This is a genomic window from Neobacillus niacini, from assembly GCF_048572935.1.
Taxonomy (GTDB): domain Bacteria; phylum Bacillota; class Bacilli; order Bacillales; family Cytobacillaceae; genus Neobacillus; species Neobacillus niacini.
This window is the reverse complement of the sequence record NZ_CP183883.1, coordinates 5345105-5367752: the sequence shown is the minus strand read 5'-3', so window position 1 is coordinate 5367752 and position 22648 is coordinate 5345105. Positions and strand designations below refer to the sequence as shown.

At 36.2% G+C, this 22648-nt stretch carries 25 protein-coding genes, 1 tRNA gene and 1 pseudogene; 20 read left to right on the top strand and 7 right to left on the bottom strand.

Features of this window, described 5'->3' with window-relative positions:
- The first annotated feature begins 40 nt into the window (after positions 1–40).
- The 8 genes and pseudogenes from ACN6MT_RS26325 (at position 41) to ACN6MT_RS26290 (ending at position 5185) form a co-directional block, all read left to right on the top strand.
- Complete coding sequence (locus tag ACN6MT_RS26325) at positions 41–391, top strand: DUF1360 domain-containing protein (RefSeq protein WP_419888692.1); 351 nt, start codon at positions 41–43, stop codon at positions 389–391.
- 340 nt (positions 392–731) lie between these two features.
- Complete coding sequence (locus ACN6MT_RS26320) at positions 732–1199, top strand: YhcN/YlaJ family sporulation lipoprotein (protein ID WP_419888691.1); 468 nt, start codon at positions 732–734, stop codon at positions 1197–1199.
- An 18-nt stretch (positions 1200–1217) separates the two neighbouring features.
- Complete coding sequence (spoVAC, locus tag ACN6MT_RS26315) at positions 1218–1694, top strand: stage V sporulation protein AC (protein ID WP_419888690.1); 477 nt, start codon at positions 1218–1220, stop codon at positions 1692–1694.
- On the top strand, positions 1695–2720 hold the full coding sequence (spoVAD, locus tag ACN6MT_RS26310; protein WP_419888689.1) for a stage V sporulation protein AD: 1026 nt from the start codon (positions 1695–1697) through the stop codon (positions 2718–2720).
- Between the two features lie 3 nt (positions 2721–2723).
- Complete coding sequence (spoVAE, locus tag ACN6MT_RS26305) at positions 2724–3080, top strand: stage V sporulation protein AE (protein WP_063251446.1); 357 nt, start codon at positions 2724–2726, stop codon at positions 3078–3080.
- A 95-nt stretch (positions 3081–3175) separates the two neighbouring features.
- The gene (locus tag ACN6MT_RS26300) at positions 3176–3292 is read left to right on the top strand and encodes a YjcZ family sporulation protein (protein WP_082799360.1); all 117 of its coding nucleotides are present in this window, start codon (positions 3176–3178) and stop codon (positions 3290–3292) included.
- A gap of 134 nt (positions 3293–3426) precedes the next feature.
- Positions 3427–3681 carry a stage VI sporulation protein F gene (locus tag ACN6MT_RS26295; protein WP_063251447.1) on the top strand — a complete coding sequence of 85 codons (255 nt, stop codon included), beginning with the start codon at positions 3427–3429 and terminating at the stop codon, positions 3679–3681.
- Between the two features lie 170 nt (positions 3682–3851).
- Positions 3852–5185, top strand: a pseudogene (locus tag ACN6MT_RS26290) (IS3 family transposase).
- An 87-nt stretch (positions 5186–5272) separates the two neighbouring features.
- Here ACN6MT_RS26290 and ACN6MT_RS26285 read toward each other — a convergent pair.
- The 5 genes from ACN6MT_RS26285 to ACN6MT_RS26265 all read right to left on the bottom strand — a co-directional run bounded on the left by ACN6MT_RS26285 (position 5273) and on the right by ACN6MT_RS26265 (position 9770).
- Positions 5273–7561: a UvrD-helicase domain-containing protein gene (locus ACN6MT_RS26285; RefSeq protein WP_419888688.1), complete on the bottom strand. Its 2289-nt coding sequence runs from the start codon at positions 7559–7561 to the stop codon at positions 5273–5275.
- Between the two features lie 124 nt (positions 7562–7685).
- Positions 7686–8111 carry a GNAT family N-acetyltransferase gene (locus ACN6MT_RS26280; protein WP_419888687.1) on the bottom strand — a complete coding sequence of 142 codons (426 nt, stop codon included), beginning with the start codon at positions 8109–8111 and terminating at the stop codon, positions 7686–7688.
- Positions 8112–8117: 6 nt separating this feature from the next.
- Positions 8118–8630, bottom strand: coding sequence for a YjcG family protein (locus ACN6MT_RS26275; protein WP_419888686.1), 513 nt, complete (start codon positions 8628–8630; stop codon positions 8118–8120).
- Positions 8631–8731: 101 nt separating this feature from the next.
- Positions 8732–9454, bottom strand: coding sequence for an alpha/beta hydrolase (locus ACN6MT_RS26270; protein ID WP_419888685.1), 723 nt, complete (start codon positions 9452–9454; stop codon positions 8732–8734).
- A gap of 91 nt (positions 9455–9545) precedes the next feature.
- Positions 9546–9770 carry a hypothetical protein gene (locus ACN6MT_RS26265; protein ID WP_419888684.1) on the bottom strand — a complete coding sequence of 75 codons (225 nt, stop codon included), beginning with the start codon at positions 9768–9770 and terminating at the stop codon, positions 9546–9548.
- Positions 9771–9917: 147 nt separating this feature from the next.
- On the opposite strand from ACN6MT_RS26265, the gene ACN6MT_RS26260 reads away from it, so the two are divergent.
- From ACN6MT_RS26260 to ACN6MT_RS26240, 5 genes are all read left to right on the top strand, one after another.
- Positions 9918–9989, top strand: a tRNA-Val gene (locus ACN6MT_RS26260).
- Positions 9990–10245: 256 nt separating this feature from the next.
- On the top strand, positions 10246–10686 hold the full coding sequence (locus ACN6MT_RS26255; RefSeq protein ID WP_419888683.1) for a hypothetical protein: 441 nt from the start codon (positions 10246–10248) through the stop codon (positions 10684–10686).
- 295 nt (positions 10687–10981) lie between these two features.
- The gene (locus ACN6MT_RS26250) at positions 10982–11431 is read left to right on the top strand and encodes a hypothetical protein (protein WP_419888682.1); all 450 of its coding nucleotides are present in this window, start codon (positions 10982–10984) and stop codon (positions 11429–11431) included.
- Between the two features lie 392 nt (positions 11432–11823).
- Complete coding sequence (locus ACN6MT_RS26245; protein ID WP_419888681.1) at positions 11824–12210, top strand: YidH family protein; 387 nt, start codon at positions 11824–11826, stop codon at positions 12208–12210.
- Positions 12211–12439: 229 nt separating this feature from the next.
- Entirely contained in the window at positions 12440–14392 is a 1953-nt protein-coding gene (locus ACN6MT_RS26240) for a CoA-disulfide reductase (RefSeq protein ID WP_419888680.1), read from the top strand.
- Between the two features lie 573 nt (positions 14393–14965).
- Here the strand turns inward: ACN6MT_RS26240 and ACN6MT_RS26235 are convergent.
- Positions 14966–15340 carry a rhodanese-like domain-containing protein gene (locus ACN6MT_RS26235; protein WP_419888679.1) on the bottom strand — a complete coding sequence of 125 codons (375 nt, stop codon included), beginning with the start codon at positions 15338–15340 and terminating at the stop codon, positions 14966–14968.
- A gap of 393 nt (positions 15341–15733) precedes the next feature.
- Between ACN6MT_RS26235 and ACN6MT_RS26230 the strand changes: the two genes are divergently transcribed.
- Positions 15734–16081, top strand: coding sequence for a flagellar basal body rod protein (locus tag ACN6MT_RS26230; protein WP_419888678.1), 348 nt, complete (start codon positions 15734–15736; stop codon positions 16079–16081).
- A gap of 19 nt (positions 16082–16100) precedes the next feature.
- Positions 16101–16733: a PspA/IM30 family protein gene (locus tag ACN6MT_RS26225; RefSeq protein WP_419888677.1), complete on the top strand. Its 633-nt coding sequence runs from the start codon at positions 16101–16103 to the stop codon at positions 16731–16733.
- Positions 16734–16783: 50 nt separating this feature from the next.
- Here ACN6MT_RS26225 and ACN6MT_RS26220 read toward each other — a convergent pair whose 3' ends face one another.
- Positions 16784–17329, bottom strand: a complete 546-nt coding sequence (locus ACN6MT_RS26220) for an NADPH-dependent FMN reductase (protein ID WP_419888676.1) — start codon at positions 17327–17329, stop codon at positions 16784–16786.
- Between the two features lie 207 nt (positions 17330–17536).
- Here ACN6MT_RS26220 and trpB point away from each other — a divergent pair, with 207 nt between their 5' ends.
- The 5 genes from trpB to ACN6MT_RS26195 all read left to right on the top strand — a co-directional run bounded on the left by trpB (position 17537) and on the right by ACN6MT_RS26195 (position 22635).
- A complete protein-coding gene (gene trpB / locus ACN6MT_RS26215) occupies positions 17537–18706 on the top strand; it encodes a tryptophan synthase subunit beta (RefSeq protein ID WP_419888675.1) in 1170 nt (389 codons plus the stop codon).
- A 144-nt stretch (positions 18707–18850) separates the two neighbouring features.
- Complete coding sequence (locus ACN6MT_RS26210) at positions 18851–20533, top strand: ABC1 kinase family protein (RefSeq protein ID WP_419888674.1); 1683 nt, start codon at positions 18851–18853, stop codon at positions 20531–20533.
- Positions 20534–20623: 90 nt separating this feature from the next.
- The gene (locus tag ACN6MT_RS26205) at positions 20624–21283 is read left to right on the top strand and encodes a YitT family protein (RefSeq protein WP_419888673.1); all 660 of its coding nucleotides are present in this window, start codon (positions 20624–20626) and stop codon (positions 21281–21283) included.
- Between the two features lie 290 nt (positions 21284–21573).
- The gene (locus ACN6MT_RS26200; protein WP_419888672.1) at positions 21574–22014 is read left to right on the top strand and encodes a hypothetical protein; all 441 of its coding nucleotides are present in this window, start codon (positions 21574–21576) and stop codon (positions 22012–22014) included.
- An 18-nt stretch (positions 22015–22032) separates the two neighbouring features.
- Positions 22033–22635, top strand: coding sequence for a hypothetical protein (locus tag ACN6MT_RS26195; protein WP_419888671.1), 603 nt, complete (start codon positions 22033–22035; stop codon positions 22633–22635).
- Positions 22636–22648 lie beyond the last annotated feature (13 nt).

Sequence of the window (22648 nt, the reverse complement as noted above, 5' to 3'; positions counted from 1 at the left end):
AGATAAAATTAGGCTGATTAAATAGAGAAGGACGGAAATAATGAATATTGATTTTTTAAATCTTACCATATTAGCATTAGCCTCGTTCCGGCTAACTAGGCTTATTGTATTTGACAAAATCACAGAGTTTCTTCGTGAGCCATTTTTTGATGAGATTGAAGAAGAAAATGAAGAGGGGACGAAGGAGGTATATTACCTTCCAAAGGAAACGCCAATTAAAAAATTTATTGGGGAGCTGCTTAGCTGCTATTGGTGTACAGGAGTTTGGGTTTCGGCAGCAGTGGTCAGTGGGTACCTGTTTTTGCCCGCTGTTTTTATGCCTATTATCCTTGTGTTTGCTGTGGCAGGTTTAGCTGCCTTAGTAGAAACCATTGTTCAGCTTTGGATTTAAGATAAAAATGCAAATTAGTTGTCTGCCCGAGACAAGTTCTTGATTTCTTTCATATCCTAACAGTAGTGATAAGTATGGGAGTGGTGGAAAGTGAATCGAGAAAATAAAAAAACGCAATCAACAAAAAAATCTCAAACGAAAAAACTTACCAAGAAAAAAGGCTGCGGATGCGGCAAAAAAACTAAAAGATAATCGGTAAACTGCCAGTTTTTTAACGGCAGTTTTTTTATGCACAATAGTAACTATACAAAAGTCGTCTTTTTCTTGTCATAATTTCCTTCAATCTCGAAAAAACTACTATGTAGTGATTTCTATAATTTGAAAAAGGGAAGGGAAAGATATGGTCTACATAATCCGTATAATCATAAGTGTATGTGTAACATTATTGATTTCCTGTAATCAGGGGCAAACAGAAAAGGACAGCCAATTGGCTCTCATGAAAACGACCAATCCTAACCCGACTGTTACGGAAAAAAATAACGGCCAGGAAAAAGTGGAAAGTATTGAGCGTGAAGTTGAAAGTTTCGACGAGATATATGATGTGGCAGTAGTGAAGGGGAAAAAAGAAACACTTGTTGTTTATAAAGTGAAGCATATGCAGCGTTTTAGAATGAAGCAAATTGAAAAGGACTTGAACAAAATATTGGAAGAGAAACACCCAAAGGAACAATTTACAGTTTCGAGTGACTATAAAATATTTCTAGAGGCAGTAAGGCTAGTTGAAAGAAAAGAACATGGAAACCTTTCAGACAAGCAGGCTGAGAAACGGTTAAATGAAATTTTAAAAATGACATCAGATATAAAGTAAGAAAGGGATGGACAGCACATGGCGAGTAAACAGAAAAAAATGACGCCCCAGCAGCAAAAGTATCAGCAGCTTCAACAGAAGCATGAGTTAAAAAGACCTGTATTAAAGAATTGTATTAAGGCGTTTTTGGTTGGCGGACTGATATGTACGGTTGGTCAAGCAATTAGTTATTTTTATATTTACTACTTTGACTTCACTGAACAAAATGTCGGAAATCCAACCGTTGCGACAATGGTGTTTTTATCCATGCTGCTAACCGGGTTCGGTGTATATGACCGTCTAGGACAATTCGCCGGTGCGGGAAGTGCTGTGCCTGTAACCGGATTTGGAAATGCTGTGATATCCGCCGCTATCGAGCACAGAACTGAAGGATTCGTGTTAGGTGTTGGAGGAAATATGTTTAAACTTGCAGGCTCGGTTATTCTTTTCGGAGTGTTCTCTGCTTTTGTTGTTGCGTTAATAAAAACGCTACTTGGAATGTGGGGGGTTTTGTAATTGATAAAAGGGCAACAATCATGGATTTTTCAAAACAGACCAATGATAGTGGCAACGGGGGTCTCCGGAGGACCCTTTGAGGCGAATGGCAACTTAGCAGATGACTTTGATATTTTACATGAAGATTTATGGATGGGAATGGATTCTTACGAGAAAGCGCAAAGAGTTTTACTCGAAGAGGCGATTACCACTGCATTAGAAAAAGCAAGCATGGAAAAAGAGCAAATTGAATTTTTATTTGCTGGGGATTTGATTAACCAAATTACTCCATCTAGCTTTGCAGCTAGGACTATGCAAATCCCTTATTTTGGACTGTTTGGCGCATGCTCCACTTCTATGGAGGGGTTGGCATTAGCATCTTTTGTGGTTAATTACAAAGGAGCACACAATGTGTTAACAGGAGCCTCGAGCCATAATGCTGCAACTGAGAAGCAATTCCGTTACCCAACTGAATACGGAGGACAGAAGCCGCCTACAGCACAATGGACAGTTACAGGTGCAGGGGTCGGACTGGTAACTGAGAATGTCCCTGGAAAACAGCACCCGGTTACCACATCTGCAACAATTGGGAAAGTCATTGACATGGGATTGTCTGATCCTTTTAATATGGGCGGAGCTATGGCACCTGCAGCTGCCGACACCATTATGGCACATTTTCGAGATCTGGAAATAGAACCATCCCACTACGATTTAATCATTACCGGTGACTTAGGGAGAATAGGGCATGAAACAGCCTTTGAGTTAATTAATAAAAGCGGGCTTAAATTAGAACGAGAACAATTTCAAGATTGTGGATTATTAATTTATAAGGATGATCAGCCTGTGCAGTCTGGGGCTAGCGGTGCGGGATGTTCGGCAACGGTTTTATATGGTCATTTGTTAAATCAGATGAAAAAGGGAGTATATGAACGGATATTAGTGGTTGCAACCGGTGCATTGTTATCGCCGCTTAGTTTTCAGCAAAAGGAATCAATTCCTTGTATTGCGCATGCGGTGAGTATTGAAATGAATGGAGTGGGAGGGTAATTTATGTTAGCAATGTATTTTTGGGCCTTTGTGGTTGGCGGAATCATTTGTGTTATCGGGCAGCTGTTATTTGATGTCGCAAAGCTTACACCTGGACATACCCTGAGCTTACTAGTTGTAATAGGAGCCGTCTTAGATGGTTTTGGTCTATATGAGCCGCTCGTTGATTTTGCAGGTGCAGGTGCAACGATTCCAATTACTAGCTTTGGCAACTCTTTAGTGCACGGTGCTATGCAGGATGCAGAGAAGCATGGTCTGATTGGTGTATTGACTGGCATGTTCCAAGTTACTAGTTCTGGTATCTCAGCGGCCATTGTTTTTGGATTTATCGGTGCATTAATTTTTAAACCAAAAGGTTAAAAAAATTCACAGGTTGTCTGTAGAGAGGCGCCTAGTACACTTTGCAGCTATATCTCATATGTTATTAATGAGACTACGAAGTGAGGTGACACTCTATGTTCTGTGGATATGGCGGCTATGGCTACGGCGGTGGATATGGCGGCGGTTCAACATTTGTTTTAATCGTCGTATTATTCATTCTTTTAATTATCGTCGGTGCAAGCTTTTATTAAAAAACTGCATAATCGTGCAGGAGAGATGAGGTTGGCCCTATTAGCGGCCAGCCTTTTCTTTTATCAATTTTTTTCACGTTTTTACTCTTCCTTCATACACTATCAGTAGCCTATGAAGGAGCGTGATATTTACCATGGATAATGGTTTTTTTAAAAATATCGAAAAGAAAACTGGCGTGAATATGAAAGATATTTTTGATTTAGCAAATTCCTTACAAAATGCAAATTTCAAAGATGAAAAAACGGTCCGTAATGTAATTCGCCGTGTTTCACAAATTGCCAACAAACCGGTAGATAAAGCAACAGAAGATAAAATTGTGCAGTCCATTGTTAACGATGGAAAACAACTTGACTTTAATACAATTTCAAAAATGATTAATAAGAAATAAGTGATTCCAAACTTTTATAGACAATAATGAAAAAAGCTACACAAATAACTGTGAACTATAACCCGATTAATGGACACTAAATAAAAAGTGCCCCTTAATCGGGTTTTTCTATGTCCCCTTAATGAAAACCCGTTTATAATAAAAGAATTATTGTGGACGGAGGATTTATCATGAGTAAGAATCTATTTACCGAATACCAGATTAAAGAGTTAGAGAAGAATCCTAATGTTAGTCGGGTTTCAAATCGCTCTATTTCCTATGACCCTGACTTCAAAATAAAAGCCGTAAAGGAATATCAAAAAGGGAAAAGTCCTTCCCAAATTTTTATCGAGAACGACTTTAACATTGAAGTAATCGGTAAAAACCAGCCAAAGAGATGTTTACAAAGATGGCGCGCAACCTTCGATAAATCAGGTGAATTAGGTCTTCAAACAGAGCGTAGAGGAAAGGCAAGTACTGGACGCCCTTCGTCGAAGGAACTATCTGTGGAGGAAAGACTGAAGAAGGCTGAAGCTAAAATAAAATTCTTAGAAGCTGAGAATGACTTCTTAAAAAAGCTAGAGGAACTAGAGAGGCAGGCGTTGAAGAAAAAACGATATTAACTCCATCAGAAAAATTCGAACTTATTGAATACATCCTTCGTCAACACCAACTAAAGAACACTGTAAGTTACTTATGTGAACTAGCAGGAGTAAGTAGAAGTGGGTACTATGCTTGGTTAAAGGCAGCTTCCATTCGCGAACAAAGAGACTTCGATGATGAAGCAGATTATGAACTTATCTATTCTATTTTTAAGCAAAAGAAGGAAAAAGTTGGGGCATTACCAATCAAGATGATTTTAGAAAACGATTATTTTGTAGTAATGAATCATAAGAAAATTAGAAGGTTAATGCGCAAGTACGGACTAATTGCGAAGGTTAGAAATGCGAACCCATACAAAAAAATGTCCAAAGCTACTCAAGAACATAAAACATGTCCTAACATTTTAAAGCGTAAGTTTAATCAAGAGGAACCTGGAAAGGTGTGATTAACAGATATAACCTATTTATATTATGCAAATGGTCAAAAAGCCTATTTATCATGTGTTAAAGATGGCAGTACCAATGAAATACTAGCCCACTATTTATCTACTTCATTAAAGATGAATATTGTTTATAAAACATTAGGAAGGCTAAAAGAAGCAGTGCAGAATCAGTTCCATCCAGAAGCAATTCTGCATTCAGATCAAGGCTTCCATTATACTCACCCCCTCTTTCAAAAGAGAGTAAAGAAGTTGAATATAACCCAATCAATGTCCCGTAAGGGTAACTGTTGGGATAACGCTCCAATGGAATCCTTCTTTGGTCATTTTAAAGATGAGGTTGATTATAAAGAATGTAATAGTTTTATTGAGTTAAAGCAGATGGTGGATTCATATATCGAGGAGTACAATAATCATCGTTACCAGTGGGGATTACAAAAGATGACCCCGGTCCAATACCGAGGTCGTCTGTTAGCAGCATAGGCTCTTTTATTAAACTGTCCATATTATGGGTTATAGTTCACTGAGCAAACAAAAGACCTGTTTCTTTGAAAGGAACAGGTCTTTTTGTTATTTTTTATTGCGTTTCATTAAAGGTGATAAAAATCGTGAAGGGTTAGCCTTTTTGCCTCTGCGATTCTGAGGAACGGACATTAAAAGCTTGTTTTTAGCGCGTGTCATAGCCACATAAAAAAGTCTTCTTTCTTCTTCGAGTGCTCCAAACTCGCCATTCCTAGCGCTATCTAGAGCGTAATCATGCGGCAGGCTGCCATCAACTGCTCCAATAATATATACATTGTTATATTCTAATCCCTTTGCCCGATGAATCGTACTTAAACTAATCGCATTGGGAAAATGTTTGCTTAAATTTTTAATTTCCTTGTTCATGGCAGACATATGGTCAGTATGAGACAAGAAAGCTTGAATACTTGAAAAGCTTTTGGCTGCAACTTTTAAATCCTTTAAATCATCAGAACCTTTATCTTGCTGATTCGATTCAGTACCTCGTTTTTTCAAAAAGTCAAGAAAACCCAAATCCTTTTCAATGGTCTCAATTGACTTTAAAGGGGAGGCAAATTTCAGTGAGCGGATCAGCTGTACTGCCTTTTTTATTTTCTTTTCTTGAAAAGCATGTTTTGTTTTTAAATGCGACAGTGCCTCAAGATAGGTACAATCATTCAGTATACTCTCAGCTTTTAAATCCTTAAGTACGCTTTGACTTAAAAATAATATAGGTAAAATATCAGCTAATGCCTGATTGTCATCTTCATCCAAGCTTATCTTTAGGAAAGAGAGTACGCCTTTTACAATTCTTCGCTCATAAAAAGCCTCAGAATCTAAATCTATTTTAAAAGGTAAGTTCGAACTTGCCAAACGTTCAAACACAGCCCGAGAACCAGCATTTGTCCGATATAAAATCGCAAAATCGGATGGTTTTGCTCCCTGTACAATTTTCTCTTGGATGTCGGTTACAATCATCGTAGCCTCTTCTTCTTCATCATAGGGGAAAAAGAGTATTGGAGACGTCCCAGATTCAAATTGCGCTTTCATTTTCTTTAGTCTTCTAACTTTATTCTTTGAAATCATCTCATTGGCTGCAGAGACGATTTCATGAGAGGAGCGGTAATTCTGGTCCAGTGAAACCAATTGTGCGAAGGGAAAGTCTTTTTCAAATGCTAACAGATAACTTGGGTCACTTCCTCTGAATGAATAGATTGATTGGTCATCATCCCCAACAGCACAAACATTTTTATGTTTGCCTGATAGCAGCTTTATTAGTTCATATTGAACCTTATTAATATCTTGAAATTCATCAATCATAAAATACTTAAAGCGATTTTGATAAAGTTCAAGCAGGGACGGGGAACTGCTTAGCAGTTGATAACAGCCAATCAGCATGTCGTCAAAATCAAATAAACCTTTTTGCTTTTTATATTCCTCATATTTTTTGTATAGGAAGGCGGTTTTTTCTTCCCAATCACTTTGAGGCTTCACTTCATGAGGGAAAAGAAGCGAATTCTTCCAGAAACCAATCTGTTGAAGTGCTAGATCATAAGCAAATTCCTTTTCAGATAAATCGATTTCCCTGCCTGCTTCTTTCAAAATCTTATCGCGCTGCCATTCCTTCTTTAACAGACGCTCTGCGGACCAATTGCTTCCTTCATGGAACATAAGGATACGATAAAAAATACTGTGGAAGGTGCCTGTCACCAACTTGTTTATTTGTTCCTTTTTAATCTGAGGGTATGTTAGTAAACGGGTTTTCATTTCTCCAGCAGCTTTTGAGGTAAAGGTAACGAGCATAATCGTGCCCGGATCAATTTTTTTAACATTCAGCATGTAAGCAGTACGTGCTGTAAGTACTCGCGTTTTACCGCTGCCAGCACCAGCAAGAACGAGTAATGATCCTTCTGTTTCCACGACTGCCGCTTTTTGGCTTATATCAAGTATGACTTCATTTGCTGCCAGTTCTTTTAAATAGGAATCATGTTCCAATTTGGTTGCAGTTGTAGTTTTTTTAAATGGAATGGAGCATTCAATTGTTTTGGCTGGACGGAATAGGCTTGTATTTTTTGCAGTTTCAATAATCGTTCTTCCTTGGGGAATACGGAATCCATTCCGTTCGACAATAACAGGTTCGAATTCATCCTCGATAACTGGTTCCGGGCATATATGTTCCGGAGATTTAATATGATAAAAATAGGGTTCTTTCTGTATGCCCAGAAATAACCGGACTTTTTCATTACAAACAGGACAAGATAACTCGCCGTTTTTTCCATGTAAATATAGAAGTTGATATTCTTCCCTTGCTAATTTGTCAAGAATAATCTTTTGGTTTTTGTGCATAGCAGATTTCATTTTTTAGCCTCTTTTTTTAAAAATACGACAAACTCTATGATAACAAAACCTGCTAATATCGAAAAGTGCCCTTGTTTTTGAAAAATGAAAAAAAGCACTTGCCGCTATGGGCAAATGCTTGGAATTAAATTTTTTTTATCATGGTCTTATGTGGAATTCCTGCGTCTAAAAATTCCTCTGAAACTACCTCATATCCAAGGTTAGCGTAGAAAGGGATAGCATGCGTTTGAGCATTTAACTTTAACTTATGTTGTCCTTCTTTTAGAGCATAAGCTTCAATTTCTCTCATTATTGCTTTTCCAGACCCATTATTTCTAGCTTCCTTTAATACGCAAATTCGTTCTACCTTTCCGTAACCATCCACGACACGATAGCGGCCAGCTGCAACCGGTGCACCTTGCTGGTGGTAAGAAACGAAATGGACTGCCTCTTCCTCAAATTGATCGATTTCCTCTTCTTCAGGGACATTTTGTTCGTCGATAAAAACGATTCTTCTGACAGAGAAGGCATCTTGTATTTCTTTTTCATTTTCACAAACTTTTACATTCACAGTTGATTATTCCTTTCCTAGGCGAAATGTTTCATATACCGTCCAAGAACCATTTTCTAGTTGGTATAGTAAATGGAATCGGTCAATAGTCTCTTCGTGGTCATATCTCTTCATCCTTAGTGAGCCATAAACATCTGAATGTTCATCATTCGATAGTTTTTGTCCAATGGTAATATGAGGCACGAATGCGTATTCTAAATTTTGCTCACTAAATTCTTGATTGATTTCATGGTGTAATTTGTTTAATTCTTCAGTTGGTTCTACTTTAAAGTAGATTACATTATTTACCGGCTGAAAAGAGCTGATTTTTCTGGTTTTTAAGGTAAAAGCACTGGTATTACTTGCAATTTTTCTTAACTTTTCCGCAAAATGAATGACTTCTTGTTCTGTTGCTTCAAAAGCATTTTTTAATGTTAAATGCGGAGTAATGAGTGAATAATGCGGGTCATAACGCTTACGATAGGAATTCGCTAAATCTTGTAGTTTTTTTGATGGGAATATAACAACCCCAAATTTCATATGTTTAACCTCCAGATTACAAGAATTTTTCTGTAATTAATCGGTGCAGTCATGGACCTTCCTGATATTATAGCAAATATTCAAAAAATATGAAATCACCTTTAAAACATCCTCTTTATGGCTCTCTTCAAATCCGGCTGCCAATAAGTCCATGTATGGCTGCCATCAAATTCATCGTAAAAGTATGTAAATGCTTTGTCATAAAAAATAGATGAAAGCTTGCGATTTGGACTAAGGAAGTCAATCATCTTACCATTAGAGGTTTGAACATCTGTTTCCTGATTGCCAACAATGTGATAGATTTCTATAAGTTCAGTTTCTTTAAAGCTGTTAACCATATCCAAGACCTTTTCATTTACAAATGGTGATTGCAAAAGAACTTTTCCAAAACTGTGCGGGTAATGGAGGGCGGTCATTAAAGAAACAGTTGCTCCCAGTGAGTCACCGATTAACGCTCTTGTAGACCCCATATGGTAGGTTGGAAACTCCTGATCCAGGAATGGAACTAATTCATGTGCTAGAAAACGAATGTACTGCTGATTTTGATAACCATCAGGGTGGTATTTTCTGCGGCGATCACCTACATCTTTATAGGGTATCCCAACAATGATTAAATTTTCAATTTCTCGTTTAAAAAGGTACTCATCTGCTAATCGACCTAGTTTACCAAGTTGAAAATAATCTCTGCCATCCTGGGCGATTAAAAGTGAGTACTTATATAATGGTGAGAAATTGGCTGGCAAATAGATGAGAAGAAGGACATCCTCTCCCAGCTCATTACTTTTAATTGTATATTCTTTTATCGTGCCTTTTGGTATCTCCATGCGACAATTCCCCCAATGTTCGATAGATACAAATGCATTTTATCATAACTATGTTGGGAATGCTCAATAGGAAGGAAATAGGAGTGTTGGATTAGTGTAGGAAGGGATTATTGGAGCGAGTATTTGGCATTAAGGATAAAATGTTTTCCCGGCGAAAGGTTCGCATTTGTTTACGAAGCAGGCAATAAGCACGAATGTAGTCATCATTGACTTCTTTTACAAGTAGTCTACGCTGTGAGATTTTTTGGTCTTCGGAAAGATAAATCATCTCTAAGGGAATATTATCCTCTATAGAACGTAATAAAAGCCCATCCATGTCTATACCGCCTTTCTGCTATCTTATACTCTTATTATATACGAACATTAGTTCTTTTATTCGAAGGGATTCAAAAATATTGTTCTTTTTTAAAACTATTGACTTTTTATGAGTTTTTACTATAATTATATTTGTAGCTTAATAAGAGATCTGATAGTTCAGCGGGAGAATACATCCTTGACAGGGATGGGGTCGGGGGTTCGAATCCCTCTCAGATCATAATAAAAACAACCTAACATCTAAATGGTGTTAGGTTGTTTTGCATCTTAGTTCGGAACGAAGTTAACCAAGTAAAATTGTAATCATTGTTTGAAATATAGGTGTTTTAAAAAGTGGTAAAAACAGAACGTATGTTTTAGGAAGCTGGTTTTAACTGAGGAACAATAAAGTATTCAAAAAGATGGACAAAATAACTTTTCACTTTCTGATTATACGAATAAGTTATAGTAATCTATTAGGAAAGGAAGTGAAATCGGTGAGAAGAAATACTAATGACAATACTGCTATTGCCTTGTTAAGGCAGGAATTTTCGTTTTATGTAAATGAGGCAGAGCTTGACCGGGTTTTAGGATTTATTGCGGATGAAGGAGTAACGCTCATTGCATTTACTATAACAACGATGGACAAGGGGGACGTTTATTTTGTCCGAATGATTGTCGGTCCTAATAACTGCAATAGTTCATTTGCCAACAAGGTTGCGCGGGAGGCTCTTCACTCAGTTTGCATACGGTACCATGAGAAGGAGGTCATTCAGATCATTATTAGTGAACCTTCGCCTGGATTCGGTAGAAAAATTTTACAAGCTTTATGCCCTCTAAGATTGTTTGCAACGTACACTGGAGATAATTCCCTGATACTGAACCTCTCGGATAACCGAACTGCTCTTAAATTACTAAGGGAAGCTAACATTATTTAGTTATGGTTTCTTACCAATCTTAAAGGTCTAATAAGTGGGAACTATACAGCATTTTTCAGCTATAAGTGTCTCGAATCAATGGTTTTCCCTCCACAACCAACTGGCTTGCTTTTGTTTGGGTTCCAAATCAACGTTATATTCATAAACGCAGAGGTCGTAACATCCTCTGCGTTTTTAAATGAGTTTAAATCCGCACGTTACTGAAGTTTGGCGATTATGGATTAATTTAGGCCCAATCATTACCTCTTTTCACACATAGCTTAATATTAAAATGGATATTTAGGATGTGGAAAATGTGAGTATCTCCAATGCAAGTTTGGAAAACACGGGACTTATTATTAGAACTGAGTTTTCTTTTATTACTGACGACCAAACTTTAGCTGTTATTTTATCTGACATTGCAGACGAGTCTGTGAATATTTCGGGTTATTTTACAACTAGAACGAAAGAAGATAAAAATTTTGTTAGGCTTGTACCGGGGACAAATGAATCCGAAAGCAAAAGAGACATTCAAATAGTAAGAAAAATACTTCAAGCTCTGCAAATACGATTTAATAAGGAAAAAATCATTACCATTTCGAATAGTAGGATTCCAGCAGGTATTCCTGGAGGCTATAGCAATCTTTATAACAGCTTATGGTGCAAAGTTGAAGTAAAATCCTTTTACGTAGGAGAAGGCGGGTTTATTTATCTAAATGTATCTGACATAAAAAAAGCACTAGATATTTTGTTAGAGGAAATGTAAAGCTATGTCTAATCACCATATTTCACCATATACTGAAGCCAAAGTATGGATACTTCTTGGAAAGTAGATCTTCTTTTAATAAGGCGTAAATCAAATGTAAGAGCTTATTTTCACAGACAGACAGATAGCTACTCTAAAGGGTTTTTCTTCATCACTTTTCTTGTCATAAACCTCTCGTTGTCTTCCATTGCGTGGATAATCTCATTTAAAAGCCTAACATTTATAAAAATGTTAGGTTTTTTTTACTGTTTGATGTGAAATTTTATAATGAAAGTAGGAATCATCTATCCACATAGGGTGCTAGGAAATCAGGATTTCGTCTCTTTTGCGGTATTAAGAGGATATTAGGGTATAAACTAAAAAGAAAAGCCTAAGTTAAGGAGGAGGAAGCAATGAGTATTGGGAAAGAAAAAGAAAGAGTCAATATTCCAACACTCGATTCAAGATATATTCAGCAGCATTTAGCAAATGAAAGAACGTTTTTAGCTTGGATTAGAACTGCTATTGCAATCATTGGAGTGGGCTTCTTAGTTACGAATTTACATTTTAATATGAAAGAAAGTCTTTCACCTGTTGGGGATTTACTTGCAAATATGATAGGAATTGCTTCAGTTGGTATCGGAATCATTACAATCATTATGGCAACCGTTGTTTACCTAATAAAAATTAATACGATTAATAACCAAACATATACGGCATCAAAAAAATATATTATTACTCTTAGTGTATTTATAATTGTTATTGCCTTATTATTTGGTTCATATTTCTTACTGATATAATATAAATTTTTATATTCTATAGGGGACTGAACTATAGATTGGTAGGTTATTTTAATGGGTCTTCACAGTAATTATGAAGGAATTGTGAACAAATTAAATAGAGTCTTTACATTATTTTTTTGCGAGTTATAATACCCATATAGGTATAAACCCTATAGGGTATATTATAAAATTGAATAGAAATATAAGTTTTTTATAAATAGATACTCAATTTGGAGGAGAATTTATTATGACTAAGAAAATTATCATTGTTGGTGGAGTTGCGGGTGGGGCGACAGCTGCAGCAAGATTAAGAAGAATCAGTGAAGATGTAGAGATTGTTCTTGTAGAACGTGGAGAACATATATCCTTTGCAAATTGCGGATTACCATATTACATTGGTGAGACTATTAAAGATAGAAGTAAATTATTAGTTCAAACTGTAAAAGGAATGTCGGAAAGATTTAATCTTGATATTCGCAACCTAAGTGAAGTATTGAGCATTAATATAGAAAACAAATACGTTACGATAAAGAATCTACAAAACGGCGAAGTTTATGAAGAATCATATGACAAGTTATTATTATCTCCTGGAGCAAGACCAATCGTTCCACCTATTCCCGGACTAAGTGAAAATACAACTTTGTTTACATTAAGAAATATTCCTGATACAGATAAAATCAAAAACCATGTTGATAACAATAAACCTAAAAAAGCTGTTGTTATCGGTGGTGGATTTATTGGGATAGAAATGGCCGAAAACCTCGTTGATAGAGGAATCGAAGTAACACTTATTGAAATGGCCAATCAAATTATGGCACCAATTGATTTTGAAATGGCGAGTATTTTACACGATCATTTAAAAGAGAAAGGTGTACACCTTATATTAGAAAATGGTGTCCAATCATTCGCTGAAAAGGGAAAGAAAGTAATTCTATCAGATGGAACAGTAATTCAAACAGATATGACGATTCTTTCAATCGGCGTTAGACCCGAAAATGAATTAGCAAAAACAGCAGGACTGGAATTAGGAGAGCGTGGCGGAATTGTTATAAATGAATACCTTCAAACCTCTAATGAAGATATTTATGCGGTTGGGGATGCTGTGGAAGTTGTCGATTACATTAATGGTACTAAGGCAATGATTCCCCTTGCAGGTCCTGCCAACCGACAAGGACGTATCGCTGCGAATAACATGATGGGTAAAAAAGAGAAGTACGAGGGAACATTAGGTACGTCCATCGCAAAGGTATTTGATTTAACTGTTGCAGCTACAGGAGCCAATGAAAAAACATTAAAGCGCTTAGGTGTTAACTACGAGGTTGTTCATATTCATCCAAGTTCACACGCGGGATATTATCCTGGCGCGGCACCAATTGCCATAAAATTAATATTTGATAAAGAAACGGGAAAAATCTTCGGTGCTCAGGCAGTAGGGGCAGATGGTGCAGACAAGCGAATGGACGTAATTGCGACAGCGATTAAAGGTGGACTAACGGTAGAAGATTTAACGAATTTAGAATTATCTTATGCACCGCCGTTTTCTTCAGCAAAGGACCCTGTTAATATGGCAGGCTATGTGGCAACAAATATAATGGATGGTGAATTAGAGCATATTCAATGGCATGAGGTGGACAAAATCGTATCAGAAGGTGGGTTATTAATCGATGTTCGCGAACCAATGGAACGTGAATTTGGTTTTATTGAAGGTTCCATTAATATCTCCCTGAACGACTTACGAACTAAATTAGATGAAATTCCACAAGATAAGACCGTTTATGTAAGCTGCCAGGTAGGTTTAAGAGGATATTTAGCAAGCCGGATTCTTAAAAATAATGGTTACCATGTTAAAAATGTGGATGGCGGTTGGAAAACTTATTCCTCTGTATATGGAAGCAATATAAATAATAATGTTGAGACTAAAACAAACGACCTTGGCGAGACAGAGATCGTAGTTGAAGAAAAAGCCAATGAAATAAATGTAGATTCTGTGGTAGATGTTAGTGGTTTAACATGTCCAATGCCAATTGTTAAGCTTAAAAAAGGCATAGACTTATTGGAAAGTAATCAAGTATTAGAGCTTCATGTGACAGATAGAGGTGCATTGAATGATCTTCCAGCTTGGTCAAAAAATGCAGGACATACGATTTTGAAAACGGAACAAGATGATAAACTCATTAAATTCTGGATTAAAAAGAAATAAGCTAGTCGGTATGCCTATCTCCTTTAGATATAACAGACCGCTATAAACAGCGGTCTGTTATATCTAATCGATAAAAAAGGGGTGACACTCTATTTTTTGGAAAGATATACTATAATTTAATAACTTTCAGTGGATAAAAATAATATAAAAGGCGGTTTATTTGTCATTGTTATGGAGGTAATACAATGGTTAAAATTACACATGCGGCAATAGCTGCGATAACGAAAGAAATACAAGATCTAATTAATAAAGGTAATAAGCCACTTATTCGTTTATCAATGGGCATTGGCTGAGGCGGTCCCCAGTTACGTCTGACTCTGGAAGAGTCGGCTTTAGAAAGTGATGAAATCACAGAAGAAAGTGGTATTAGGTTTTTAGTAAACGAAAGAGACCAGGTTTATTTCAATAATGCAAAGATTGACTATACCAAGTCCTTATTCGGTGGCGGACAATTTGTTGTATTAAAGGTTTAAATTTGAATCATATAAAAGTAAATGCCGAGACTTAAACTCGTTTTATAAAAGGAAGAACCCATTATAAATACTGGGTTCTTTTCTCTTGTCCTTATTATATTTAATTTTCAATTTCGTATGACCAGTTATTCATCCCGCCGGTCATGTTATAAATATTAGTAAATTTATTATTTATTAATATTTCACTAGCTTGAGTAGAACGATTTCCACTACGGCAAACCACTAGATAGTGTTCTTCCTTTCCTAATTCATTCAATCTAAACTCCAATTCTTGTACTGGAACCAATATTGAATTAGGGATATGGCCTTCTTCATACTCTTCAGGGGTGCGAACATCCAATACAACTACTTCGTTGTCGTCAATTAATTGCTTGGCTTCCTCTGAAGTAACATTTCTATATCCTTCTGTACTCACTCCGCATGCAGTAAGGAGTACCGCTAGAAATAATGTTAAAAAGTACGATAACCGTTTCATCTTATTACCTCCTTGCAAAAATGACATTCAATTAAAATCTAGTATTAATTTACTGTTTTTTTAGCCGCGTATGAAATACTATTGGCTATTTCATCTCCAAAAGAATGCTATTTGATTGGACTGAATTTTTTCTCCTACTTCCATGAGTCATTGTGCTAATTATACCTCATGGGGTAAGTAGATTTTCAAACCATATTTGAATAAAAAACAAACTTTTTTAGGTAAACTGCCTCAATGTAATAAATGTTTTTATTTTTGTGTGAAGGGTCTCCCTCCGGTAGGATGACCCTAACTACGACTTCAGTCCTATATGAAAATCAAGCTCAGGCGCAATTATCTGAAACCATTAAAAAAGGTAAGATGATATCAAGAAAACAAAAGGAGGAAAACAAAATGAAAAAATTTGGTTTAGTCTTAGCGGGAGGAATTGCAGCCATCATCTTACTTTCTACACTGGGTCCGATGATTGGGTTATTAATAAGTCTCGCGATTTTATATTTCACCTACAAACAATTCTTAAAAGCAGAATCAACAGGATGGAAAATTGCACTTGGTATCGTCGGGGTTATGTTCCTAATGGCCTCTATCTCTAATGCACCAGCTATTATCGGCCTTGTGGCTGCATACATTCTTTATCTAGTTTATAAGAACTGGAATTCAAGCAAACATTCAGTAATCAAAGAAGAATCAGATCCATTTGTAAATTTTGAAAAGCAATGGAATGAAATTAAAAACTACTAATTAAAGGAGCGAAAATAACATGACAAATCTTTTCACAAGAATTAAAAATACAATTACAGCAGATTTAAACGAGGCACTAGATAAAAAAGAGAAACAAAATCCTATTTTTATACTGAATCAATACCTTTTTCAATGCGAAAAGGAAACAGAAAAAGTGGCAAATCTTTTGGAGCGTCAAACTGCACTTAAGGAGGAATTCACAAAAGAGTTGTACACCGCCGAGCAGTTAGCTGAAAAAAGAAAATATCAGGCTGAAGTAGCTTTAAAAGGGGGAGAAACCGAGCTTTATCAATTTGCCTCTGAGGAGCAGCAAGTATATTCTAATCGCGCAGAGAGAGTTAAATCAGCACTCGAGCAAGTAAAAGGCCAGCTGGCTGAACTGGAAAGAAAACATGGAGATATGAAGAATAAATTAAAAGATATGCAGCTTCGCAGGATGGAACTAATGGCACGTGAAAACGTAACGAGAGCAAACCATCGAATTGACCAGGTATTAGAATCCAACACTTATACTGCTAAATCGATTTCACGCTTTGAAGAAATTGAAAATTATATTAACGATCTCGAGAATCAAGTCGATCGTTCATATAATCAGACCACGATTGACACAAGGATTGAAAAGTTAGAAAAAGAAATGAACCATTCAAAGTAATATGAGCACAATGAAACACGCATGGATAAAGAATCCATGCGTGTTTGCATTTATAGGCTTTGTTTTTTTATCCAATTTATGTAGTTATCCATTACAGTATCAATGAACTGAATGGTTGGCACATGAACGAGATTTCCTGATTCGTCCAGCTTTTCATGAACGGCACCAATAAATACTTCATTTCCCGGCAGTGTTAGTGCAGAAATGCCTGGAGAATTTAAAATCTGTCGTAGGTGCATTTGCGCACGGACGGTTCCTAATACTCCAGGGGAACTACCGACTATCATGACTGGTTTGTTCACCATGATTTTATCGACACGAGAAAACCAATCAATGGCATTTTTTAAAAAAGCAGGAATAGAGTGATTGTACTCAGGTGTGACGAAAAGAACACCATCACTTTGAGCGACCTTTTGCTTTATAGCTGTTACGATTTCCGGTGGTGTTAGTTCATCATCTTGATTATACATTGGAAGTTGTTCAATCGGTAGAATCTCAAATTCTGCTGTCGCTTGATAGCGTTTTTGCATAAATACCGCTAATTTTTTATTAAAAGATTCCTTACGATTACTGCCCACAAGTACTGCAATTTTCATATATATCTCTCCTTTCATTTCTATATTTTACCACTGTGTTAAAAGTAAATCATATGAAAGAGGTTCTATTAATTTTGGAAATCTAGTAAGAGTTTTTACCTATTAGAGTTTTAAAGATTATTAATTGAATATTCTGTTATATGGATATATAATAGTTAAATAAAAATTATTAATTAAATAGTAGCTTAAAAAGGAGACGAGCTGAGGATGGAAAAAGTAGTTGTGGAAAGCAGAGGTTATTTTGGTGAATTTGGTGGAAGTTTCGTTCCTGAGGACCTTCAATTAGTGCTCAATGAAATGGAAGCACAGTTTTTAAAGTATAAAGATGACCCAGATTTTATCGAGGAATTTAACTACTATCTTAAGGAATATGTCGGACGTGAAAACCCGCTGACCTTTGCGGAGAATTTAACGAAAAAGATCGGCGGAGCAAAAATCTATTTAAAGCGGGAAGATTTAAACCATACTGGTGCTCATAAAATAAATAACGCAATCGGTCAAATTTTATTAGCAAAACGAATGGGTGCGAAACGAATTATTGCGGAAACGGGTGCAGGTCAGCATGGTGTAGCAACGGCTACTGCATGTGCCATGTTTGGTATGGAATGTGTCATTTACATGGGCAAGCTCGATACGGAACGTCAGGCGCTCAACGTTTTTAGGATGGAATTATTAGGAGCAAAGGTAATTCCGGTTGAGAAAGGGCAGGGCAGATTAAAGGACGCTGTCGATGAAGCCTTAGCAGATTTGGTTCAAAACTATCAAAATACGTTTTATTTATTAGGATCCGCAGTAGGTCCTCATCCATATCCGTCCATGGTTAAACATTTCCAAGCGATTATAAGTGAAGAATCAAAGCGCCAAATTATCGAAAAAGAGGGCAAGCTGCCAACGGCAGTGATTGCCTGTGCTGGCGGAGGAAGTAATGCAATTGGTGCTTTTGCACACTATATCGACGAAAAATATGTACGATTAATTGGCGTGGAACCAGAGGAAGCGCCGACCCTAACAAAAGGCACTCCAGCCATCATTCACGGCTTCAAATGTTTGACGCTTCTTGATGAAAATGGAAATCCTCAGCCTACCTATTCGATTGCTGCCGGTTTGGACTATCCTGGTGTTGGACCAGAGCATAGCCATTTAAAAACAAGCGGCAGAGCGGAATATGTTACGGTTACTGGACAAGAGGCGTTAGAAGCATTTTTGCTTCTCAGTAAAACAGAAGGAATCATTCCAGCTTTAGAGAGTTCCCATGCGGTTGCATATGCGATAAAACTAGGAAAGGATTTACCGAAAGAAGATGTCCTGGTCGTTAATTTATCAGGCCGCGGGGATAAAGATGTGGAGCAGGTATTTAATATGGTGAAAAACCAGTAGGTAAACACGAGACGTATCGGACAAAGATGCGTCTTTTTGTTATTTACTTGAACAATCTGAGAATCAACTTGTAAATGGTAGGGAAAAGTGAGAATCTTGATTCGGGAAGTAAATAATAAAAGACTCCCAGCAGGAGTGACATAAATGATTAAGAAAAAAATTCGTCATATTCAACGCTATCGTGACATTGTATATACTTTTACCAAGTATGGATTTGGTTTTGTTATGAAAGAGTTAGGTCTCCTAGATTTGTTATCGGTACCGAAAAGAGTATTTGTTGAAGGAAATAAATCACGAAATAGCAGAACAACTGGTGAAAGAATTAGGATGTTTCTCGAGGAATTAGGACCAACCTTTGTGAAAATAGGACAGATTGCCAGCACTAGACCCGATATCATTCCAGCTGAAATCCTGCAAGAGTTAGTGAAACTTCAGGATAATGTTGCTCTATTCTCATTTGAAGATGTAAAAAGAATAATAGAAGAGGAATTGGCTGATTCTATCGAAGATTCATTTGCGGAGTTTAGTGAGATACCACTAGCTGCCGCATCGATTGGGCAAGTCCATCATGCGGTCTTGCTCACAGGAGAGCGTGTTGCTGTTAAAGTGCAACGTCCCAATATTATGAGTGTGATTGAAACGGATTTAGAAATTCTCATAGATCTAGCAAGATTAGCGGAAAGTAGAATTGATTGGGTAGAAAGGTACCAGATTCGGACAATTGTAGAGGAATTATCAAGGTCGCTCCGGGAAGAATTAGATTATGAAAATGAGGGTAGAAACGCTGAAAAAATTGCTAAACAATTTAATAACGATAATAAGGTTCACATACCTAAGGTTCATTGGGTTTACACGACGAAAAAGATATTAACAATGGAATATATTGATGGAATTAAATTAAATGAAATTGAGAAGCTTCATCAAGCGGGGTACGATACAAAAGTATTAGGTGAAAAAGTAGTAAATGCACTTTTTCATCAAATCTTAATTGATGGTTTCTTTCATGGGGATCCCCATCCAGGGAATATCGTTGCCCTGCCAGGCCAGGTGATTGCATTTATGGATTTTGGTATGGTGGGCAGAATCACTCCTGAAATGAAATCTCACATAGCTTCTTTTGTCATTGCATTAATGCGTAAAAATACAGCAGAAGTTGTTAGGGCCATTACGAGCATGGGGCTTGTACCAGATAATGTGGATGTAAAACAGTTACATTCAGATGTAGATAAGCTTCGGGAAAAATACTTGGATGTTCCCTTTAGCCAAATGAGTGTTGGAACTGCTGTGAATGAACTTTTTTCAGTTGCCTACAGACATAACATTACGATTCCAACCGATTTAACGATATTAGGAAAAACGCTGCTGACATTGGAGGGGACTGTTGAAAAGCTAAACCACGACATTAGTATTTTAGCAGTAGCTGAACCTTTTGGAAAACAGCTGCTCCTGGATCGCTTTAAGCCGAAAAACGTAGCTGAGTTTGCATGGTCAAATTTTAGCGAATACGGAGACATCTTTCAAGAATTCCCAAAAACGATAAAAGATTTTACATCTGTAATGAAAAAAGGCAAGATGCAGATTGAAATCACAACACCAGAAATAGAACCAGTCCTTAAAAAGCTTAATAAGATAAGCAACAGGCTCTCCTTTAGCATCGTACTGCTTTCCTTTAGCTTAATTTTGGTAGGAATCATTGTCGGTGCTTCATTATCAGGACAAACTTCTATTTTATTTCACAGTTTGCCAGTCATAGAAATCGGTTTTGGGATTGCCACGGCAATGTTCCTCTTACTTTTATACTCTATTTTTAAATCAGGAAGATTTTGATTTAGATTAACAGATAGACATAAAATCAAATTGAAAACTTTACCTCTGCCTGACCTATGGTCGGGCATGTTCCACTTTATGGGGAATATAATGAACTATATCATTCAAAAAAATAACTCAAAGGGGCTTTACATGTATAAAGAGAGAGTTAAATATTATCTATCGTATAAGAGATCAGATTATATATCTATACCCAAAAGATTACTATTCATATTTTGTGGTGCCTTTATGGTTGCTTTAGCATTACAGTTATTTTTGATGAAGAATAATGTAATTGATGGAGGGATTGTTGGAGTCAGTATTATTCTCTCACATATGACTAGCATTGAAGTTGGGTTCTTTCTCTTAGTTTTAAATACCCCTTTTTTCTTTTTAGGCTATTCTTATCTTGGTAAAAGGTTTATTTTGTTTAGTCTATTTGCGATTCTAATTCTATCTTTCTGTACGCATCTTCTTGAACCATATCCTTCCTTAACACAAAATCCGTTGATAGTAATTTTTTTTGGAGGAGGATTATTAGGTGTAGGTGTCGGGATGGTTATTCGCTTTGGAGGATCATTAGATGGTACAGAGGTCTTGGGAATTTTATTAAGTCAACGGACATCTTTTTCATTAGGTCAAATTGTAATGTTTTTGAATTTCTTTATTTTCACAAGCTCGATTTTTATATTTGGCTTGAAAGAGGCTTTGTTCTCATTAGCAACATTTTTTGTTGTTTATAAAACGATTGATTACTCAATAAAACAATAAACAGATACACACAAGAACCCATGATAGAGAAGGTTCTTTTCATTAAATAAATTTTGATTCTTTACATTTTTGTGAATGTTGATAAATATCCATATTTTAATAAAATGAAATGTATTAAGCTTTTATTAGGGGATAAATGAAAAGCTATACAGAAAAAGATTCATTTTATATGAAATTGATGAAATTTGTCGAAGAACGAAGGTTTACAAATGAATTATTTATTATAATAATTTGAATTATAGTAATATTCTTGTAAAAACCTACTAACCAGTTAGCTAAAGAGGGCATTTATGGAATCAAAACAACAAGACCCTGTAGAATTTTACAAACAATTGGAAAAAGAATGGAATAAAATGATCCATTCATCTACTAATTGCCTAAACTTTACACGTGCTTTTGGAAAAGGAATTGAAAATCATTTAGACCAGGTAGAGATTCAACAAAAGGTAATAAACAGCTGGTTAACTCAATTTAATTTTTCTAAGAAAGATGATTTTGCTGAACTTTCTAATAGAAAAGTAGATGGTGAGGATAAGCTGGATGATCTTGAAGAAAGACTTTATACGTTGAATATTGTTTTAAAAAACAATTATTCCGAGTTAAAAGAACTGAATAAATCTTTATCTGAAATGCTTTGTGTTATGGAAAATGAAGTGAAGGATTTAAAGGCACATAAAATAAATTGGTTGAAGAATGAACTCGAAGAATTGAAGAGATTATTCGAAGACTAACCAAATGGAGGAAAAACAATGGTTAATAAAAATGATTTCGCAAACGAAAGTCAAGAGAACAAGGAAAATCAGCTATCAAGTTTTGAATTAATTTGGAGAGCTGCTCACGAGGAAGTGGATGAATGGGCAGGGCGATTAAACCATCATGATGAAATTTTCTTGAATGCTACTAAAAAATTTGTGGACAGTATTAAAAGAAATCAGGATAATAGCCAAGCTATTACTGAACAATTTAAGAGAGAGCTTCTTGAGTGGGAGAAATATGCTCGTGAAGAATTACTTATGACTACGACTACGATACAACATTTCTTCCCTGTAAAATCTTATGAAGAGATTAACCAAGTAGTTGATGACATACAAAATAAAACCACCTCTTTATTCACTACACCTATTCGTGCATTAACTACTGGACAAGCACTAGACAAGTATTTAGAAAGTGTCGAGCAATATCTTTCTTTTAGAAAAAGAAGCAGAGAGAAGTATATTGAAGGTGTAAAGAGTACAACAAATATATTATATGAAAATCAGAAAATATTCGTGAATCTTTTTGAAAAACAAGTAAAGTCTGCACTTTTACCATTTCAGCAATATATGAAGAATACTTCGGAGTCAAAATCATAACACTACCTGAGGT

Coding starts and splice junctions, on each gene's coding strand:
- ACN6MT_RS26285 (WP_419888688.1), bottom strand. CDS start 7,561: ATGAAATCTGCTATGCACAAAAACCAAAAGATTATTCTTGACAAATTA.
- ACN6MT_RS26225 (WP_419888677.1), top strand. CDS start 16,101: ATGACAAATCTTTTCACAAGAATTAAAAATACAATTACAGCAGATTTA.
- ACN6MT_RS26205 (WP_419888673.1), top strand. CDS start 20,624: ATGAACTATATCATTCAAAAAAATAACTCAAAGGGGCTTTACATGTAT.
- ACN6MT_RS26265 (WP_419888684.1), bottom strand. CDS start 9,770: ATGGATGGGCTTTTATTACGTTCTATAGAGGATAATATTCCCTTAGAG.
- ACN6MT_RS26200 (WP_419888672.1), top strand. CDS start 21,574: ATGGAATCAAAACAACAAGACCCTGTAGAATTTTACAAACAATTGGAA.
- ACN6MT_RS26210 (WP_419888674.1), top strand. CDS start 18,851: ATGATTAAGAAAAAAATTCGTCATATTCAACGCTATCGTGACATTGTA.
- ACN6MT_RS26295 (WP_063251447.1), top strand. CDS start 3,427: ATGGATAATGGTTTTTTTAAAAATATCGAAAAGAAAACTGGCGTGAAT.
- trpB (WP_419888675.1), top strand. CDS start 17,537: ATGGAAAAAGTAGTTGTGGAAAGCAGAGGTTATTTTGGTGAATTTGGT.
- ACN6MT_RS26220 (WP_419888676.1), bottom strand. CDS start 17,329: ATGAAAATTGCAGTACTTGTGGGCAGTAATCGTAAGGAATCTTTTAAT.
- ACN6MT_RS26320 (WP_419888691.1), top strand. CDS start 732: ATGGTCTACATAATCCGTATAATCATAAGTGTATGTGTAACATTATTG.
- ACN6MT_RS26325 (WP_419888692.1), top strand. CDS start 41: ATGAATATTGATTTTTTAAATCTTACCATATTAGCATTAGCCTCGTTC.
- ACN6MT_RS26240 (WP_419888680.1), top strand. CDS start 12,440: ATGACTAAGAAAATTATCATTGTTGGTGGAGTTGCGGGTGGGGCGACA.
- ACN6MT_RS26230 (WP_419888678.1), top strand. CDS start 15,734: ATGAAAAAATTTGGTTTAGTCTTAGCGGGAGGAATTGCAGCCATCATC.
- ACN6MT_RS26245 (WP_419888681.1), top strand. CDS start 11,824: ATGAGTATTGGGAAAGAAAAAGAAAGAGTCAATATTCCAACACTCGAT.
- spoVAE (WP_063251446.1), top strand. CDS start 2,724: ATGTTAGCAATGTATTTTTGGGCCTTTGTGGTTGGCGGAATCATTTGT.
- ACN6MT_RS26235 (WP_419888679.1), bottom strand. CDS start 15,340: ATGAAACGGTTATCGTACTTTTTAACATTATTTCTAGCGGTACTCCTT.
- ACN6MT_RS26300 (WP_082799360.1), top strand. CDS start 3,176: ATGTTCTGTGGATATGGCGGCTATGGCTACGGCGGTGGATATGGCGGC.
- spoVAC (WP_419888690.1), top strand. CDS start 1,218: ATGGCGAGTAAACAGAAAAAAATGACGCCCCAGCAGCAAAAGTATCAG.
- ACN6MT_RS26275 (WP_419888686.1), bottom strand. CDS start 8,630: ATGAAATTTGGGGTTGTTATATTCCCATCAAAAAAACTACAAGATTTA.
- ACN6MT_RS26270 (WP_419888685.1), bottom strand. CDS start 9,454: ATGGAGATACCAAAAGGCACGATAAAAGAATATACAATTAAAAGTAAT.
- ACN6MT_RS26195 (WP_419888671.1), top strand. CDS start 22,033: ATGGTTAATAAAAATGATTTCGCAAACGAAAGTCAAGAGAACAAGGAA.